14 protein-coding genes are annotated in these 17,237 nt (G+C 63.3%); 3 read left to right on the top strand and 11 right to left on the bottom strand.

Annotated elements, in window-relative coordinates:
* Window positions 1-53: 53 nt before the first annotated feature.
* Together F4Y38_15770 and F4Y38_15765 are read left to right on the top strand one after the other, a co-directional pair.
* On the top strand, window positions 54-1,265 hold the full coding sequence (locus F4Y38_15770) for an aminotransferase class V-fold PLP-dependent enzyme (GenBank protein MXY50737.1): 1,212 nt from the start codon (window positions 54-56) through the stop codon (window positions 1,263-1,265).
* A gap of 8 nt (window positions 1,266-1,273) precedes the next feature.
* Window positions 1,274-2,443: an alanine--glyoxylate aminotransferase family protein gene (locus tag F4Y38_15765; GenBank protein MXY50736.1), complete on the top strand. Its 1,170-nt coding sequence runs from the start codon at window positions 1,274-1,276 to the stop codon at window positions 2,441-2,443.
* Between the two features lie 75 nt (window positions 2,444-2,518).
* Here F4Y38_15765 and F4Y38_15760 read toward each other — a convergent pair whose 3' ends face one another.
* From F4Y38_15760 to F4Y38_15750, 3 genes are read right to left on the bottom strand one after another with little or no spacing between them, the layout of a single operon-like run.
* Entirely contained in the window at window positions 2,519-3,904 is a 1,386-nt protein-coding gene (locus F4Y38_15760) for a YihY/virulence factor BrkB family protein (protein ID MXY50735.1), read from the bottom strand.
* 13 nt (window positions 3,905-3,917) lie between these two features.
* Window positions 3,918-5,291 (bottom strand): magnesium transporter, encoded by a 1,374-nt coding sequence (mgtE, locus tag F4Y38_15755; GenBank protein ID MXY50734.1) that lies wholly within the window; start codon window positions 5,289-5,291, stop codon window positions 3,918-3,920.
* A 19-nt stretch (window positions 5,292-5,310) separates the two neighbouring features.
* On the bottom strand, window positions 5,311-7,605 hold the full coding sequence (locus F4Y38_15750; protein ID MXY50733.1) for a transporter substrate-binding domain-containing protein: 2,295 nt from the start codon (window positions 7,603-7,605) through the stop codon (window positions 5,311-5,313).
* Between the two features lie 11 nt (window positions 7,606-7,616).
* On the opposite strand from F4Y38_15750, the gene F4Y38_15745 reads away from it, so the two are divergent.
* Window positions 7,617-8,768: a mechanosensitive ion channel family protein gene (locus tag F4Y38_15745; protein ID MXY50732.1), complete on the top strand. Its 1,152-nt coding sequence runs from the start codon at window positions 7,617-7,619 to the stop codon at window positions 8,766-8,768.
* Window positions 8,769-8,771: 3 nt separating this feature from the next.
* Here the strand turns inward: F4Y38_15745 and F4Y38_15740 are convergent, their stop codons facing one another.
* The 8 genes from F4Y38_15740 to F4Y38_15705 all read right to left on the bottom strand — a co-directional run bounded on the left by F4Y38_15740 (window position 8,772) and on the right by F4Y38_15705 (window position 17,146).
* Window positions 8,772-9,932, bottom strand: coding sequence for an L-rhamnonate dehydratase (locus tag F4Y38_15740; GenBank protein ID MXY50731.1), 1,161 nt, complete (start codon window positions 9,930-9,932; stop codon window positions 8,772-8,774).
* Window positions 9,929-10,795 carry a phytanoyl-CoA dioxygenase family protein gene (locus tag F4Y38_15735; GenBank protein MXY50730.1) on the bottom strand — a complete coding sequence of 289 codons (867 nt, stop codon included), beginning with the start codon at window positions 10,793-10,795 and terminating at the stop codon, window positions 9,929-9,931. Before F4Y38_15735 ends, F4Y38_15740 begins: the two co-directional genes overlap by 4 nt.
* 86 nt (window positions 10,796-10,881) lie before the next feature.
* A complete protein-coding gene (locus tag F4Y38_15730; protein MXY50729.1) occupies window positions 10,882-11,727 on the bottom strand; it encodes a hypothetical protein in 846 nt (281 codons plus the stop codon).
* The gene (locus tag F4Y38_15725) at window positions 11,687-12,178 is read right to left on the bottom strand and encodes a class I SAM-dependent methyltransferase (GenBank protein ID MXY50728.1); all 492 of its coding nucleotides are present in this window, start codon (window positions 12,176-12,178) and stop codon (window positions 11,687-11,689) included. Before F4Y38_15725 ends, F4Y38_15730 begins: the two co-directional genes overlap by 41 nt.
* A gap of 101 nt (window positions 12,179-12,279) precedes the next feature.
* The gene (locus tag F4Y38_15720; protein ID MXY50727.1) at window positions 12,280-13,083 is read right to left on the bottom strand and encodes an ABC transporter permease; all 804 of its coding nucleotides are present in this window, start codon (window positions 13,081-13,083) and stop codon (window positions 12,280-12,282) included.
* Window positions 13,084-13,086: 3 nt separating this feature from the next.
* The gene (locus F4Y38_15715) at window positions 13,087-13,890 is read right to left on the bottom strand and encodes a hypothetical protein (protein ID MXY50726.1); all 804 of its coding nucleotides are present in this window, start codon (window positions 13,888-13,890) and stop codon (window positions 13,087-13,089) included.
* Between the two features lie 15 nt (window positions 13,891-13,905).
* On the bottom strand, window positions 13,906-14,892 hold the full coding sequence (locus F4Y38_15710; protein ID MXY50725.1) for an ATP-binding cassette domain-containing protein: 987 nt from the start codon (window positions 14,890-14,892) through the stop codon (window positions 13,906-13,908).
* A gap of 91 nt (window positions 14,893-14,983) precedes the next feature.
* Complete coding sequence (locus F4Y38_15705) at window positions 14,984-17,146, bottom strand: HEAT repeat domain-containing protein (protein MXY50724.1); 2,163 nt, start codon at window positions 17,144-17,146, stop codon at window positions 14,984-14,986.
* Between the last annotated feature and the right edge of the window lie 91 nt (window positions 17,147-17,237).

Genomic DNA, 17,237 nt, shown 5'->3' with positions numbered 1-17,237 from the left:
GGTTGTCTTGTATCGGTCGGCAACCCGCCCATTCACGTTATCCAGGACTACCCATGACCACCCCATCCAGGCATCCCATATCCGCCGAAGAAGCGGCCTACTGGTCGGAGATCCGTAAACAGTTCTACCTGATGGACGAGGTGACCTACCTGCAGGGCGGAACGGTGGGTCCCTCCGCCAGGCCGGTCATCGAACGTATCATCGACCTGATGCGGGAATTCGAGGCGGATCCGCTCCACCGCCGGCACGGAGACCTGCTCAGGCCCCTGGTGGAGGCATCCAGGGAGAAGCTGGCCAGGTTCGTGGGCACGACCCCGGACCGGATCGCCCTCGTGCTGAACACGACGATGGGCATGAACATACCCGGCCAGGGCCTGATCTGGGAGCGGGGCAGCGACGTACTGCTCAGCGACCAGGAATACCCCGCCGTCCGCGCCCTGTGGACGTGGCTGGCCGAGCGGGACGGACTGAACCTGAACTACATTTCGCTGCCCATTCCGCCGTCCTCGCCACAGGACATCGTGGACGCCTACGCGGCGGGCATCACGGAGAACACCAGCGTCGTGATCTTCAGCCACGTGTACTTCACGACCGGACTGGTGGCGCCCATCACGGAACTGACCCGCCTGGCCCACGCCCACGGGGCCGTGGCCATGGTGGACGGCGCACACGCCGTGGGGATGGTCCCCCTGGACCTGTCCGAAGTCGGATGCGACTTCTACGCCAGCAGTTGCCACAAGTGGCTGCTGGCGCCGAAGGGCGTGGGGTTCCTCTACATGGACGAGAAGTACCAGAACCGGATCAGGCCCGTGATCATCGGCCACAACATGCGCGAAACCGATTCGGCCAGCCGTTACGACGTGAACGGGACCCGGGACCTGACTCACCACGCCGGCCTGGGAGACGCCATCGACTACCAGGAGGAAATCGGCTGGGAAAGCAGGATCCGGCCTTATTGCCTCGGACTTGCGCGGTATCTGAAGGCCCAGGCGGTCGAGCGGATACGGGGAGCCCGCCTCACGATCCCGATGGATGAATCCATGTCCGGGTTCATTTCAGGTTTCTCGATCGAAGGCATCGACCTGTCGAAGGTATGCCAGTATCTCTGGAGCGACTACAAGATCGAGGTCACCGCCCTCGGGGTGGATGGCCAGTCGTTTTTCAGGGTGTCCACCCATTTCTACGATTCCTACGACGACATTGACCGGTTCATCAGCGCGATCAACGAAATCATCGCGAAGTATTCCGACGTCCACCTGGATTGAGCGTGCCCATGCCCCGTCCCAAATTGTTGCTGCCCGGTCCCATCGATATCTGGGAGGAAACCCTGGAGGCGCTCAGCCGGCAGGTGCTGCCCCACTACGGTGAAGACTTCGGTCCCATCTACGAAGAAACCGTATCGATGCTCCGGACCATATTCCAGACCCGCAACGACGTGATCATCATGACGGCCCCCGGTTCGGGCGCGCTCGATGCGGGGCTCAGCAGTCTCTTCCAGCCCGGGGAACAGGTTGCGGTGGTGACCAACGGACCGTTCGCCAATCGCCTCGTCGAAATACTGAAGGCCTTCCGTAGCGAGGTCATCGCCGTGGACGACCCCTGGGGCGAGCCCGGCGATCCGGACAAAATGCGTAGCGCCCTCGAACGCCACCCCCGGACCGCCGGCCTGGTCGTGGTCGCCAACGACACCGGCACGGGTGTGCGGAATCCGCTGAAGGCCTACGCCGGCCTGGCCCGCGATTTCGACCTGCCCTTTTTCGTGGACGGCGTGTCGGCCCTGGGGGGCTATGACATCCCAGTGGACGATCTGGGCATCGACGTGGCCGTGACCTCCTCCAACAAGGCCCTGGAGACCGCGCCCGGACTGGGCATCCTGGCGGTCAGCGACCGGGCGTGGGACATCATTCGCGCCAGGGATAGTGCGCACCGGGGCTGGTACTACGACCTCGCCGTGTGGAAGCGGGCGTCCGAATCCTCGGGCGAGCATCCCTATCCCACGACCCAGGCCAGCAGCCTGATCGTCTCCCTGCATGCCAGCCTGAAGAGGATCCTGCACCGGGAGACGCTGGAAGGCCACTGGGCCCGGTACGCGTGGGCCCGGTCCGTGGTCCGCGCCGGGTTGCGCGCGGTGGGGTGCATGCCCATCGTGGCCGATGCCGCCGCGTCCTGTACCGTGACCACATTCCGGGTCCATCCGGACGTGTCCGAGGCCGCGGAACTGCGCACCTACCTGCTCCGCAGCCACGGGTTCCTGGCGGCGCAGGCCATGGGCGAGTTCGCCCGGGATTCGCTGCGCGTGGGACACATGGGAAAGGCCGGTTCGCGGGAGTACATCGAACCCTTCCTGCTCGGGATGGAGGATTTCTTCCGCACGGTCATGGGCCACGACCTGCCGCAAGGATGCAGCCTGGACGCATTACGCCGGTCCGGGATTTCCTACTGAAAATCTGAATTCCTGTGGAGATCCGGATGCCTCGGGAGATCCGTGTACCGGTGGAGATCCGGATGTCTCGGGAGATCAAGATGCCTGGGGCTCGCCCTCGGTGTGCTCGCCGGATGTCTTCCGCGGCGGCGTAAGAGAGAGCACCGTGTCCGTGAGGGACTGGTCGAGCGGATAGCGGTAGGACGTCCGGTAGTATTGCAGGAGGTCCCGGGCCAGGGCGTTCAGCGGATCCACGCTCTGGAAGCGGTCGGGGAGCGGTCCCGGATGGTACAGTACGTTCAGGAGGGAACGCAGGGGTATGTCCTCCGGCGATGCGGCGGGCGTGAAGGTGATGTGGTACCCCGATTTGCGCGTAAGCAGTCCTGAATCCACGTAGGCCGAGAGCATCTCGTCGAGCACGTTCTCCGGCGCCCCGGTCTGCCCGGAAAGCCGGTCCAGCCTGGTCGGCCTGTTTTCTTCCACGAAATTGCGGATGATGTAGAGGAAGGCGAGGACGTTGATATAGCTTCGCAGCGCCGTCCCGTGGACCCGCTCCGATTGCCGCCACTCCATGATACCCACGTTCTGGATGGAATAGGCCAGGATCGCTCCGAGCAGCAGGATCACCCAGCCGAGGTAGAGCCAGATCAGAAAGATCGGCAGGGCGGCGAAACCCGCGAACAGAATCTCCCGCGCCCCCGCCTGCGTGGTGTCCGCAATCAACTGGGCGAATAACCGGTTAAGCAGAATCCAGCCGCATCCCGATATCATACCGCCGACCAGGGCGGCCCGTATGGAAACCCGGGTGTTGGGTACCGACCAGATGATGAGGGAAAAGAAGAGTCCGATCAGCAGGACGGACAGGGGCGAGAAGCCCGCGATCCTTTCGAAGTTGGCCAGCAAGGCAATGCTGTTCGACGATCCTATGAAAGTCACGACGCCTATAATGATCAGCGGTCCGATGAGCAGCAGCGCCAGGTAGCTCACCAGCCGCTGTCTCCAGCTTCGCATGCGCCGCACGTGCCAGATGTCGTTGTAGGATTCCTCGATATTCGCCAGGATGCCCAGCACGGCGAACAGGAGCACCACCAACCCGATGTATCCCAGCGTGCCGGTCTGTGCGTTGGCCAGGAAATCCATGATCTGCGTGGCCACGACGTCGCCGTCACTGCCCAGGGGACTCAACCATTCTCTCAGGGTAGGTTCGAAGTCCACGTAGAGTCCCAGGCTCTGGTACACGGTGAATACGATGGCGAGCAATGGGACCAGGGCCAGCAGGCTCGAGAAGGTCAGGGCCGAGGCCCGGGTCAGCAGGCGGTCCTCCCAGAACTGGTGATACAGGAAGATGACAGACTTGGCGACGCGCACGAGGAGCGCGTGCAGCCTGGACAGTCCCCGGGTGTTGATATGCCAGATCTCGCTTCCGATGAACCGGCTCGCTTTGCGCAGGCTGCTTATGACGCGGGTAATACCTGGACGCACGTTAAAATCCTTTTCAGACCAGTTTCGGCAACATGAACTGTGCCAGGCTCAGCAAAAGAAAGAAGCCGCACATGTCCGTTACCGTCGTGAGCATGGGACCGGACGCCAGAGCGGGATCGGCCTTCATCGCCCGAAGCGCCAGGGGAATGCACCCTCCCAGACAAGCCGCCAGCAGCGTGTTGGCCGCCAGGGCGGTTCCGACGACGAGGCCCAGGTAGGGATTCCCCTGCCAGAACAGGGCGGCGCCGGCGAGCAATGCGCCGAGGACCACGCCGTTCATGAGGCCGACGGAGGCCTCCCTGGCGAGGACGCGCAGGATCTCCCCGGGCCGTACGAGCCCCAGGGCCAGTTCCCGGATGCTCACCGCGACCGCCTGGTTGCCCGAGCACCCACTCATGTCCGAAATAATGGGAAGAAAGACCGCCAGGATGATCGCCGCTTCCAGCGTGTCCTGGTACAAGACGATGACGCTCGCGGCCAGGATGTTCAGGACGACGTTTACGCTGAGCCAGGACAACCGTCGCGAGGACCTCGTCAGGACGGGCATACTGCGCAGTTCCTCGCCGCCTACGATGCCGCTTGTCTTGAGGAACTCGCTTTCGGTCTGTTCCGTCAGTTTTTCCTTCACGTCCGCGGCACGTACCACGCCGACCAGCCTGCCTTCTTCGTTCGTGACCGGCAACCCCAGGTAGGTGTAGGTTTCGAAGAGGTCGCGCATCTGCTCGAGCGGCGTAAGCACGTTGACGCGCACGGGATCTTCCACCATGACTTCAGTGAGTTGCTGGCCGGGCAGGGCCATCAGCACGTCACGCAGCCGCAGAACACCCGACAGCTTCGCCCCGTCCGATACGTACAGGTACTGCACGTCGTAACCGACGTATTCGTCGTGGCGGTTACGCAGGTCCTCGATCACGTCCTGCACGGAAAAGTCGACGGGATAGGATACGAACTCGGTCAGCATGATCCCGCCGGCCGTTTCGTCCGGATATTGCAGTAGCTGCCGGACTTCCGCGGCCCTTTCGTCCGGCATCGCCTCGAGAATGGCTTCCGCTTCCTCGTCCTTGAGACCACCGAGCAGATCGGCCTGGGCGTCGCTGTACATTTCGTCCACGATCGCCGCGGCCTCGGCAGGTGGAAGATCCTCGATCAGGTCGACCGCCTGCACGTCCCCGATGCGATCGATCAACTCCGCCGCATCCTGGGGCGACAGGAGGCCGAGCAGCCGGGTGTGTTCTTCCTGGCTCAGGCGCGAGACGGTCCGTGCCAGTTCGGTGGACGTAAGCGAACCGATGTAGGAAGGCAGCACGTACCGCGATTCGGCCTGTATGAGCGCCTGGAGATGCTGCCAGGGTTCCTGGCGGGTTGGGTCTCGGACGTCGGAATTCATGGAAAGCTCCGACTGTGGGCTATTTCGGGATGGCGAGTTCGGTCGTGGTGTCGTAGAGGACCGGGCGGTCCGGTCTAAGCGGACCGTCGAGCGCGAGCGGTTCCGGGCGGGTTGGTTCGTCGGCCTTGACCTGGACAGGGTCGGCCGAGGCGAGTACTTCCAGGTAGGCGTCGTAGTACTGCTGGATGTTCTCGACGTAGTGTACCGGCTGTCCTCCCCGGCAGAAACCGTACCGGGCCCGGCTGTAATACTCGGGCCTGGAAAGGAGCAGCATGGCTTCTTCGACGTTTCCGAACCACCGGTTGCTGTCCCACCCCTTCTCCCTGGCCAGGCGGCGGGCGTCGAGGAGATGGCCGTATCCGACATTGTAGGACGCGAGCGCGAAGTGCACCCGTGTCTCCATCGGCAACTTCGGGTCGAACCGTCCGAGAAGATGGTCCATGTACTTGACGCCGGCATGGATACCTACTTCCGGGTCATGCAACTCGGTGAATCCCATCTGCTCGCCCGTGGCCGGCATCACCTGCATGAGTCCCTGGGCGCCTACCCAGCTCACGGCGTCAGGATCGAACCTGGATTCCTGGTACATCTGCGCGGTGACAAGGCGCCAGTCCTGGCCGTAATAGCCGGCGAACTTCTTTACTTGGTCGTCGAATGGCGACAGCTGTCCGCTCAGGTCGACCCGCAGCGAGTCCTTGGACTTGGCGATGGTGCGGATGTTCTCGAAGTACTTCTTGCGCATCAGGTTGAAGAACAGTCCCCGCTTCTCCTGGCGGATGTACTGGTCGAGGGCTGCGAGTAGTCCCGAATTATCCTTGCGCACGGCCCATCCCAGGGACGCGGGCCCGATGCTGAACGCGGCCTTCAGATCGTGTCCGTACGCCTGTTCCACTTCCAGCAAGTTCGAGTCCGCCAGGGTCACGTCGTAGGTGCCGTCCTCGACACCGAACATGATTTCCTCCGTCTCGACGTCGCCGGGCAGCTCGACGATCTCCAGGCCTTCCACGGAATCGGCGGCGGCGCGGAGCGGTACGAGAAACGATGAACTGCCGCGGACGTGCACCGTTCGGCCGGCGAGATCCCCGAAGCCTGAAATGCCCTCTTCATCGGAGCGGACGACCACCACTTCGTCCACGTCGTTGTACGGCGTCGTGAATGATGCAGCGGCCGCCCTTTCATCACTGATCGTCATGGCCGCGGCGACGACGTCTCCCTTGCCCTCGTTCAGGTAGTCGAGCAGCTTGGCGTGGTCGTCCGGTATGACGATTTCCAGCCGCAGGTCGTTCCGCCCGGCGAATTCTCTCAGGAGTTCATATTCGTAGCCGACCTGCATACCGCGGTGAATGAAGTAGGTAAGCGCGTTGTTTCGCGTGATCATGCGCAGCCGGCCGCGTTTCTTCAATCCGTCCAGGTCATCGGTGTAAACGCGCTCGCGGGTGGGCGATATCTGCCGGGCAAGCAGGATCTCGTCGACTTTCTCTTTAAGCTCATCGTCCCCGGGTCGCATCAGCAGGACGACCTCGCGGTTTACCGACAGCGCAAGCGGGGCGGTCAGCTCGTAGTACTCGCTCGCCACGGCGTACCACAGGTTGTTGTCGCAGACCGTCGCCTCGTACTCGCCGCGGGCGACCCCGTCGATGATACTTTCCGTCAGCATGGTTTCAGGTACGGTGTTTATACGCAGGCCGGGCACCTGTTTCTGCAATTCCATCAGCGTCTGGTAGTACGAGCTGGACGCACGAACGCTGATCGCCATACCGTTCAGATCACCGAGACTGTCCGGGACGCTCTCGCCTGCGGGGACGATCAGGTATTCATCGACAAAATGATAGGGCACGGAAAAGGCCGTTTTTGCCATCCGATCCGGCGTATCCGTGAGATTCGCGGCGATGAGGTCTCCTTCGCCCAGCAGAAGCTTGTCGACCATGGATTGATGGTCCTCGACAGTGACAAGCCGCAACTTCAGGTTCAGCGATTCGGCTATGCTCCGAGCGATGTCATGGTCGAGCTCGACCGGTTCCGCGTTTCGGGGCAAATGGTCGACTGCGTCCGGACGGACGATGACGCGGACGACGCCGCGCGATTGAAGCTCCGAAAGATCCCCCGTGTATTTGGGCGGTTCCGGAATACCGGAGCCGTCGCAAAGCACAGCGGTCAAACCGATGAATACGACCGTTAAAAACAGGACTATGGCGCGCGTCGACACACCCTTCCTCCTTCTTGATGTTCCCCGTTCCCGGCATCCCTGCCAGGGGACCTCAACTTGACAGTCCACGGGCCATACGTTAAGATAACAGCCCTTGAATATATGCATCGGCGCCGGCGATGCGACAAAAAAATGCCGGAAGTACCGGCCCTGGCGGGAAGGAATGGACTATGGATACCCTCATCAACCTCCTTGAGCTGTCGTGGCAGTGGTCGGGCCAGGAAATCGGCATCGCCTTCGCGATTCTCCTGGGAACCTTTGTCGTAAAATGGGTGTTCAAGCACCTGATGACCCGCGTCGCCAAACGGCTGGCCCGCGTCACCACGACCCACCTGGACGACCTGCTGATCATGGCGGTCGAGAAACCCCTCGAATGGGTGATCCTCGTGCTGGGGCTATATCTCACTGTCTATACGCTGCGTCCGCCCGAGATGGTCATGGGAGTGTTGCGGGCCGGGTTCTGGGTGCCCTTTTCCCTCTTGACGGCCTGGATGATCTTTCGATGCGTCAATGTCTTTACGTCGATGCTCAAGGAGTGGGCGCGCAAGACGGATACGGCCCTGGACGACCACCTCGTGCCCCTCGTAGAACGGGCGTTGCAGATCATGGTATGGATCCTCGCCGCACTCATGATCCTGCAGAACCTGGGCTACTCGGTGTCCGGTCTGCTGGCCGGCCTGGGGATCGGCGGACTGGCCGTGGCCCTCGCCGCCCAGAAGACCCTGGCCGACGTCTTCGGGTCCATCATGCTGCTGGTCGACCGGCCCTTTGTGGCGGGAGACTGGATCGTTTCGCCGGACCGGGAAATCGAAGGCGTGGTGGAGAGCATTGGATTCCGCAGCACCCGGATCCGGACCTTTGAACAGACCCTCGTCTCCATCCCCAACAACCGGCTGGCTGAATTCGTGATCGACAATATCTCGTCCCGTCCATACCGGAGGGTATGGATCACGGTGGGACTCACCTACGATACGCCGTCCGACTCGATGAGAGAGGCGGTTTCAAGGATAGAAAAACTGCTGCGCACCCATCCCGAGGTCAGCCAGGAATCGACCATGCTCGTGCGGTTCAACGAGATTTCCGAGAACTCGCTCGACATCATGGTCTACTACTTTACCGCGACTACGGTATGGGCGGATTATCTGCGGATCAGGGAGGACGTCAACCTGAAGATCATGGAGATCGTCGAATCGCTCGGTCTCGAGATGGCCTTCCCCACCCGGACAATTCATCTCTCGCCGGACTCCGAAGACCTGGAGACCGGGGATTAGGGCTCAGACGGCCACGCGGTCCAGCCAGGCCCGGTCCGCTTCGATGCCGAAACCGGGGGCATCGCTGGGGACCAGGCAACCGCCTTCGATCACGGCCGTTCCCGGCAATTCAACCATATCCGACAAGGGTACTCCGGGCGGAGAGACCCCGCTGGAACGTTCTCCCCAACGGGCCGCGGGCATGGCGAAGACCAGGTGCTGGCCGTAGGGATCGTTCATGGCGCCGTGCGGGGCGACGGTCAGGCCCGCGGCTTCGGCGATGTGGCAGATGCGGACTGCGGCGGAGAGCCCACCGCACCACTTGACGTCCGGTTGGAAGATATCCACTAGCCGGTGCTCCGCGGCATACAGGAACGGTTCGGCCAGGTACCAGTGTTCTCCGGTCGCGAGGCCCTGCCCGGGCAAGCGCCGGCGGACGGCGGCGAACCCGTCCAGGTCGTGGGGCATCAGGTAGTCTTCCAGCCACTTCAGCTGGTAGGGCTTCAGCGATTCGCCGAGGCGCACGGCGTATTCCACGTCCAGCGCCATCCAGCAGTCCAGCATCAACTCGACATCGTTTCCGATCGCGGACCTGGTCTCCTCCACCATCTCCACCGCTTTGTTCAATCCGTCGATACCATCTTCCGGTCCATAGGGCATGGGCAGTTTCACCGCCCTGAACCCCAGTTCGAGGTACCAGTCGAAATCGAACCCCGTGGCGTAGCAGACGATGCGGTCCTTCTGCGGACCGCCAAGCAGTTCGTACACGGGCCGGCCCAGCAGCTTTCCTTTCAAATCCCACAGGGCCAGGTCCACGGCGCTGATGGCGTAGCTCGTCGCGCCAAGACTTCCGTAGGCCGCGCTCGCTCGAACCATGAGATCGTAGCACTTTTCCGTGGCCACGACGGACTGCCCCGTCAAAAGCGGCCTGAAATGCTCGTTGACTATGGGGAGGACGGGACCGCTATGCTGGGTCAGTCCCAGGCCGAAAGTACCGTCGTCCGATTCCACGATACACGCCGCCGAAGGCCAGGCGGCTCCCGCGTCTCCGCGCCGACCCCGGTACTCCGGGTACCGGTCCATGGGTCCTGACGGCTGCCGTCCCTTTCGTTGCAGCGATGTCTTTACCGCCTTCCTGGCCTTGGACAGATCCACGGTGAAGGCGTGGATATTCCGGATATTCATGGGGCTGCCCCTTGCCGTCCGTCCTCCGGGTCGCCCACCTGGTCGTCCTCCGGGCCGCTCTCCGGGCCGCCGGCCATGTCGTCCTTGACAATGTCCTTGACGTGGTTGTAGTGGGCGGTCTCGATGAGTTCCAGCGTTTCGGGGGACAGTACGGCCTTGATCTCATCCGGGAACGGCATGGCCAGTCCGGCGTGCTGGGGCTTGTACCGCAGCACCAGGATGCGCCGGATCCGGTCACCGGGCCGCCATTCGAGGATGCCGTGGGTCATGAGCTCGGAAGTCACGATGATGTCGCCCGCCCGGGGCGTGATGTTGACCACGCCCGGTGCGAGGTCCTCCACACCGTGCATGAGTCCGTCGTTGAACAGGCTGTCCGGCCGGGGGAAATTCGCCTTGTGGGATCCGGGCAGCACGATAAGGCCGCCGTCGCCGGGAAAAACGTCGTCCAGGTAGGGAAACACGATAATGTCGTCGCAGTAGACCCGTCCATGATGGGTCTCGTAGCGGGTGCTCTCCCAGCCGAAACCCTCCCGGGCGCAATGCAGGCCCCCTACGGCCGATTCCCCGGGGCGGTCCACCTGGAGCGTGCCGCTGATCAGCCGGGGCTTGTCGTTGGTGAGTTCCCGCACGATGGACCAGATCGACGGATGGCGGGTCAGGGCCTCGAGCGACTTGTCGAAGGCGAAGCCGTGGAGGTGGCGCTTGCCGTCGAACCCGAATCCCGGCGGCAGTTTGTCCTCCGGCGTGTTCATGTACCGGGCCGACGCGCGCTGGCAGGCCTCGAGCTCCTGCTTCGACAGCGCGTTCTCGATGTGCAGGTAGCCGAACACGTCGAACAGGTACCGTTGTTCCGGGGTCATCATGTCTGGTTCCTCGTTATGGACCGCTCGCTTTACTGATCCAGCCGAGGGGCCGCTGTTTGCCCGACCGGTGATTGCCGGACCGGCGTTTACGCCTCGAACTCCTGCAGCAGGTCATCCAGGCGCCGGATGAAACGCTCCCGCTGGTTCTCCGGAATATCGTGCGCCCGGGCAACCACCCGGCTTAGGTCAGCCCCAGGATGGTCCGGGCGGTCCGGGCGGACCGGGCGGTCCGGGTGGTCCTTCACGGTCCGTCGGTTCGCACCGACTCGGCTGTCCACGCCGCCCGGCCTGTCCGGACGATGGGGCGGTTCGAATATGGCTACGTCCTCCGCCGTGTACCCCGGGTATCCGGTGATGCTCGGTGCGGCGTAAAGTTCCCGCAGCAGGCCCGACAGGTCCCCGTCTTCCCCGTAGATGGCACAGGCGTCCCTCAGGCACCGCGGCAGATGGGTCGGGCTAGAGACCAGGATGACCCGCTCCACGTCCCGATCGATAAAAACCCGGCCGGCATGGGCGATTTCGTCACGGGTGTTCTTCGACGTCCGGTCCAGGTGCAGTATGGATTCGATCCGCTGCCTGAACCGGCTGGCCGCGGGAGGACGGGTCAATTCGGTCTCCCAACCCTTGAAAACCGCGAATCCGGCGAGTTCGTCGAACCGCTCCCACAACAACCGGGTTGCCGCCTCGGATTCGAGCAACCCGTCCTTTTCCGAAGCGCCCGAACCGAAGACCATCACGTCCGCCTGCTCGCTCTGGGCCACAAGCACGCCCATGGGCACGCGGCCGATCCGTTCCGGCGGTGTGCCCCAGGTCACGTCCTCCCACTGGCCGGCATGCAGATTGTATCCGTGGACGAGGATGCCCGTCTTTCGTCGATGGGCACCGCGGGACTCACGGGTTGTCATGTCCTCGCTCACGCCAGGCTCCATCATCTCCGAAGGGAATGCAACGGGAGGCGAAGTGCTTCAGGGCGCCGCTTTTGACCACGATCGCTTCCGGTCGCAATACGGCGGCGTAGCTGTTCAGCAGGGCGATCAGGTCCAGCAGCGACCGGTATCCTGATATCCCCGACATGTCGATATAGATCTTGGTGAAGTCCTCGTTCAATTCGAGCGCGGCCCGCACGTCGAAAGCGTCCAGCGTTTCAAACCGGATGTGGGGGTGGCGTTCCCGGGCCCTTTCGATGACCACCGGGCTGACGTCCGTGCCGATGACGGCCGCGGCGTGTTCGGCGATGATCGTGGTGGTCGTGCCCCATTCGCAGCCGATTTCGAGCACGGTATCGGAGCCGTTCACCCAGCGGGGTATGCTGGCCCGGTACTCCTTGACGCCGCGTGTACCCACGAACATCGTTCTGGATCGGTACTGCCTGTTGTTCGCCATACCGGACCAATAAACAGGCGCTCCGGAACATCGTCAAGAAGGACGGCGCGCCGATCGGGCCGTCGAACGGTGCGCGTTAGCTGCCCGCTGAACGGCGCGCGCTAGCTGCCCGTCGAACGATAGTGCCGGAGCCCGAGCCGCCAGATGAACAGTGACAGGACGAAATAGAGCAGGCCGAACAAGGGAGCCGCGTACTGAAACGCGAGAGACGTGCCCAGCGGATCGGACCGGCCGAGGATAGCCACGACCGGAAAATAGGTCACACATCCCATGGGGATCACCATGGTAAAGAACCGGCGGAACCAGGTTCGGTATATGGCCAGCGGGTATTTCGAAGCCTCGATGCCGCCGTAGGTCAACACGTTCATGAGCTCGAGCGTTTCCGTGGTCCAGAAGGACACCGTGCCGATATTGATGAACAGTCCCAGAAAGAAGCAGGCGCCGCAGCATACGGTGACCACGGTAAGGACCGCGACCGATGGAGACCAGTCGACGTCCAGGTAAAACGTCGCCCATAGCAGCACGCCGGCGCCCTGGCCAAAACGCCCAAGCCGCCTCAGGGTGAATTCCTGCCCGATCAGCTGGAGCACGGTACTCCGGGGCCGGAGCAGCATGCGGTCGAACTCGCCGGTGCGTACCAGTTGGCCCACGTGGTCGAAGCCGCGGGACAACATGTCGGTCACGGCGAACGCCACGTTGACGATTCCGTAGAAGAAGGCGACCTCGGCGAGCGTCCACTGGTTCAGGCTGCCGAAGCGGTCGAACAGGGCGAGGATGCCTATGAATTCCACCCCCGTGCTGAACAGTTGGCCCAGGGTACCGAGCAGGAACGAGACCCTGTACTGCATCTGGCTTCGCAGGGAGATGCTCACGTAATGGGTATACAGTGCAAGCGGGCCCGCCATCCTTCAACCCCCTTGTACAACGAGCCGGCGGGTAGCTCTCGAGAGCAGCCACGCGCCGAAGGCGACCAGGATGACGATCCAGATCAGCTGGTGAAACAGCACGGCCCAGGCTTCCGTGGCCGGGATATGGCCCATGTACAGCCTGAACGGCGCGTCGCAGATGCCGCGGAACGGCAGGAGATCGAGTACGCGTTGCGCCCAGTCGGGGAAGAGGGGCAGGGGGATGACCATCCCCGCCAGGAAATAGATGACCGGTGAGACCAGAAAGGACACGCCCTCCCCGGAAATCGTCCACATCAGCGTGATGGACAGGATCACGGTGAGGGCTGTACTGAGCAGCACCGCGCCGAGGGTCGCCGCCAGCCAGAATACGAGGGCTTCGGGCGAGGCGGGCGCCTCCATCCCGAAAAACAGCAACGCAAGGATCGCCAGCGGGATGGAACGCATGAAGGTCGGCGCGAGCCGGAATGCCATCGACCGGGAAAACCAGTAGGTATAGAGGTTCACGGGCCGGACGAGTTCATAGGCCACGGTGCCCGACCGCACCATGGCGCGGATTTCCGTATCGGGATTCCACGGAAGCAGGCCGAGCAGCGCCTGGCCCAGCCAGATGTAGGTCACGACGTCCTCGAGGTGCATGGGCTGGGGGGCGCTCGTGGACCGGTAGAACGCCTCCATGGCCATGACGCGGATCGCGCCCCAGCCGATCTGGGTGACGAACCCGGCAATGGCGGCGGCCCGGTACTGGAGGATCATCCGGAACCGGGCGGACAGCACGGCGGTGTAGGGGAGAACGAACGATTGCATCCTGCCTGTCCGGGTTTAACGGAGTTCGTGTTCGTCGTAAAGCCGTGAAATGATCTCTTCGATGGGCGGGTTCTCGACGAACAGGTCCTTGATGGCGTACTTCGCCGTGATCCGGCTGATCAGGGCGGCCGTCCGGACGCGGTCCGGATCGAACTGCAGGTGGACACGGTTGCCGCTGCGCGAGATGAAGGTAACGTCCGGATCCTCGATCGCCTGGCCTTCGTCGAGCAGGTCAATGATGAGGCGGCGCTCCCGGGTGACGCGGGTGCGCAGGTCGTCCAGCGTGCTGTCGGACAGGATCCTCCCGTGTCCGATCACCATCACCCGGTCGCACAGGGCCTCGATGTCGTCCATGTCATGGGTGGTCAGCACGACGGTGACGCCCCGTTCCCGGTTCAGCCGCTTGATGAAATCCCGCACGGCAAGCTTGGAAACGGCGTCCAGTCCGATGGTGGGTTCGTCCAGGAAGAGCACCGAAGGCGCGTGCAGCAGGGCCGCCGCCAGGTCGCACCGCATGCGTTGGCCGAGACTGAGCTGGCGCACCGGGACGTCGTACAGCGGTTCCAGGTCCATGAGCGCCGCGAGCTCGTTCCTGGCCCGGAGGTATTCATCACCCCCGATCCGGTAGATATCCCTCAGCAGATCGAAGGACTCGATAACGGGCAAATCCCACCACAACTGGGTCCGCTGGCCGAACACCACGCCGATGTTGGCCGCGTTGGAGATCCGGTTGCGCCACGGGATGCGGCCGTCGATCTCGCACCATCCCGAATCGGGCACCAGGATGCCGGAGAGGACTTTTACGGTCGTGGACTTGCCCGCCCCGTTGGGACCGATGTAGCCCACCAGTTCTCCCGGATCCAGTTCGAAGGAGACGCGGTCCAGGGCCTTGATCGTCCGGTATTCACGGCGCACTACCCCGTGTAGCGCGCCCCAGAGGCCGGGGCGCCGCTGGGCGATCCGGAAGGTCTTGACGATGTTGTCGACGAGGATGTGGGGCACGGCAGTCACCTGGAAACATGGTGTTAGGCGCGGTACAGCCCGGGGCGTACGATGCGCTGCGTGAATAGCGGAATGGAAGGGTAAGGCCGGGCTAGCCGGTATCGGAAAATGTGGAAAGATGTTCCGTGCTCAGGCCGCCGCGTACGAGCGCTTCCCAGCACCGGATAGGGGGCTCGCCAAGCAACGCGAGAAGATCCGCGCGCAGCCGGTCGAGAGCAGCCGGCGAGGGCTCATCCGTTTCCGGCCCGCCGGATTCCAGGTTGGCCAGGCGACTGAGGGCGTCCATGGCGAACCCCACGCAGATGACGTTGCGGTCGCTGTGCACCACCTCGGTCAGGGCATCGATGGTGGAATCCAGCGCATCGCCCGCCAGGCTGGCCCCGTGGGAACAGAGGATGACCATGGACCACAGGGCGTTCTCCCGCACCGCGGAGCGCACCGGTTCGAATCGCTCGAGGCCCATGTCGACGCCGTTGCCTTCGCAGACGTCGCACTCGTCGGTGGGCCGTGCGAACTTGATGCTCCGCTGCTGGGCCAGGTCCATGCTCAACCGGTTTTCTTCCCGTTCGAGACTGCGGACCAGCGCTTCGAGGCACCGGGGCGCCAGGGACCGTCCAACGCCCGTCCCGGCGGCGCGGCGACCCAGGCAGCCCATCGTTCCCGCGGCGACGGCACGAACGTACACGGAAGGGTCGTGATGCAGCAGCGAAGCGGCGGCTGCCAGTACTTCGCCGGTGAGTGGGGCACAGTCGCCTAATCCGTACACACCGGCCTTCCTGACCCATTTGACCGGCGACTTCGTCGCTTCGACGAAGGTCTTCGTGGCCTGCTCCCCGACGGCGATCAGGCCGTAGGTTGCGGCGCGGCGGACACTCTCCCGGTGGCTGTAGAGCGCTGCGCCGAGGTGCTGGACGGCCAGTGCGTCGTCTCCGATCGAGGCCAGTCGGTAGGCCGCGCCGATACGCTGGGGCTCCGCTTCGTCGCCCATGGCGTGCAGCTGTTCGTACAGTTCAGCGGCCTCCGCTTCGCGTCCCGCTTGGGGCAGTGCACGGGCTTCGGGTCGCGGTGGCGGCGTCCGCCCCGTCCGCATCCAGTGATCATGGTGTCTCCAGACCACGGTCGTGTCGTCGTTCGCCTCCCGCAGATCGACCGCGGTCAGGGGATCTACGCCGATATCGCGCCAGGCAATTTCGCCGGGCTCATCGCGGTCATCGCCGTCCGGTTCCGTCGTCCGATAGATCCAGAAACGCCACATGAAACGGGGATGGGCGTCCCACAGGCGCCAGTCGTCTCTCCGGTGGTTCCCCCTGTGGAACGTGTTGTGTGAATAAAGCAGCACGCTTCCCGCCCGCAGCGGCGCCGCCTCGAGGGGTTTCACGAGGGGCCATCCCGTGTTCGACACGGCTTCCCGCATCCGGACGTCGTGGGCCGTGCGCCGGTGAACGACGTCCTCCCAGTCGTATTTGGAATCGGGACCGCTCACCGGGACACCCTCCATCCCGCTGATCTGATATTCGAAATCGAGGTGGTCGGCACCCGCGAAATTGTCGTGGTTTTCTTCGTGGTTGAACGTCCAGTAGTGCGAGTAGGGAACGGTGGCCGTAGGGCCCATGACTTCGGTCACGTCCTGGGGATAGTAGAGCATCTCGATCTGTACAGCCTGGTGATGGCGCTGCTTGCGGCCGTTGTACGGGCCGTTGTCGTCCTTGTGCCAGTGCTGGTCCCGGGCGCCGCTCGCGAAGGAGGCATTGTGAGTAAAGGGGACTATGGCCCAGTTCCGGCCCACGATCCGGTTGCAGGCATCGACGACACCCGGCGCATTGATGACTTCAAGGACTTCAGGTATGCCGCCTGGCGTCACCGGTTTTCTTGCCAGGTAGGCCTGCTTCTCCAGCGTGTATATGCGTTGGTGGATCTCTTCGGGGATGCCGAGGCTTTCAGGCGGCAGGGCGACGATGCCGCGGCTGGCGAAATCCCGGACGAGGTGGTTCGGTTCGGTGTAAGGCAGCGAATCATAGGTTTTCGTAGCCACGATCAGCGCTGTCTTTCCCGGTCGGCTTGGCATGCTCGCGCGATGTACCGCGATGCGCGACGTCATGTTCGCATGGTGATCCGAAGGCACAGGCCCTGGGGCGATCCTGATACCGGAGCGCTTGCCATAGTGCTTGCCTGAACGCCAGTCTGGGCGCCACGTTGGCAGGGCCTCGGCAGGGCCTCGGTAGGGCTCGGCAGGGCCTCGGCAGGGCCAGCGCATGGTCGAAGGAATCTACATTCGAACGGGGAGGTCGTCAAACCTGAAATTGACGCAGGGGCGCAGACAGTTCACTCGTGCTGCAGGGCGTCCA

The sequence above is a fragment of the Gemmatimonadota bacterium genome (genome assembly GCA_009838645.1).
In the GTDB taxonomy this organism is placed as follows: Bacteria; JAAXHH01; JAAXHH01; order JAAXHH01; family JAAXHH01; genus JAAXHH01.
Note: the sequence above shows the minus strand (reverse complement) of the source record. Positions and strands in the feature narration are given on the sequence as shown.

What these genes read in the sequence shown, in the direction of transcription:
- F4Y38_15705 (MXY50724.1), bottom strand. Translation starts at nt 17,146, where the DNA reads ATGCGCTGGCCCTGCCGAGGCCCTGCCGAGCCCTACCGAGGCCCTGCC.
- mgtE (MXY50734.1), bottom strand. Translation starts at nt 5,291, where the DNA reads ATGAATTCCGACGTCCGAGACCCAACCCGCCAGGAACCCTGGCAGCAT.
- F4Y38_15725 (MXY50728.1), bottom strand. Translation starts at nt 12,178, where the DNA reads ATGGCGAACAACAGGCAGTACCGATCCAGAACGATGTTCGTGGGTACA.
- F4Y38_15730 (MXY50729.1), bottom strand. Translation starts at nt 11,727, where the DNA reads ATGATGGAGCCTGGCGTGAGCGAGGACATGACAACCCGTGAGTCCCGC.
- F4Y38_15765 (MXY50736.1), top strand. Translation starts at nt 1,274, where the DNA reads ATGCCCCGTCCCAAATTGTTGCTGCCCGGTCCCATCGATATCTGGGAG.
- F4Y38_15770 (MXY50737.1), top strand. Translation starts at nt 54, where the DNA reads ATGACCACCCCATCCAGGCATCCCATATCCGCCGAAGAAGCGGCCTAC.
- F4Y38_15745 (MXY50732.1), top strand. Translation starts at nt 7,617, where the DNA reads ATGCGACAAAAAAATGCCGGAAGTACCGGCCCTGGCGGGAAGGAATGG.
- F4Y38_15740 (MXY50731.1), bottom strand. Translation starts at nt 9,932, where the DNA reads ATGAATATCCGGAATATCCACGCCTTCACCGTGGATCTGTCCAAGGCC.
- F4Y38_15715 (MXY50726.1), bottom strand. Translation starts at nt 13,890, where the DNA reads ATGCAATCGTTCGTTCTCCCCTACACCGCCGTGCTGTCCGCCCGGTTC.
- F4Y38_15735 (MXY50730.1), bottom strand. Translation starts at nt 10,795, where the DNA reads ATGATGACCCCGGAACAACGGTACCTGTTCGACGTGTTCGGCTACCTG.
- F4Y38_15720 (MXY50727.1), bottom strand. Translation starts at nt 13,083, where the DNA reads ATGGCGGGCCCGCTTGCACTGTATACCCATTACGTGAGCATCTCCCTG.
- F4Y38_15750 (MXY50733.1), bottom strand. Translation starts at nt 7,605, where the DNA reads ATGCATATATTCAAGGGCTGTTATCTTAACGTATGGCCCGTGGACTGT.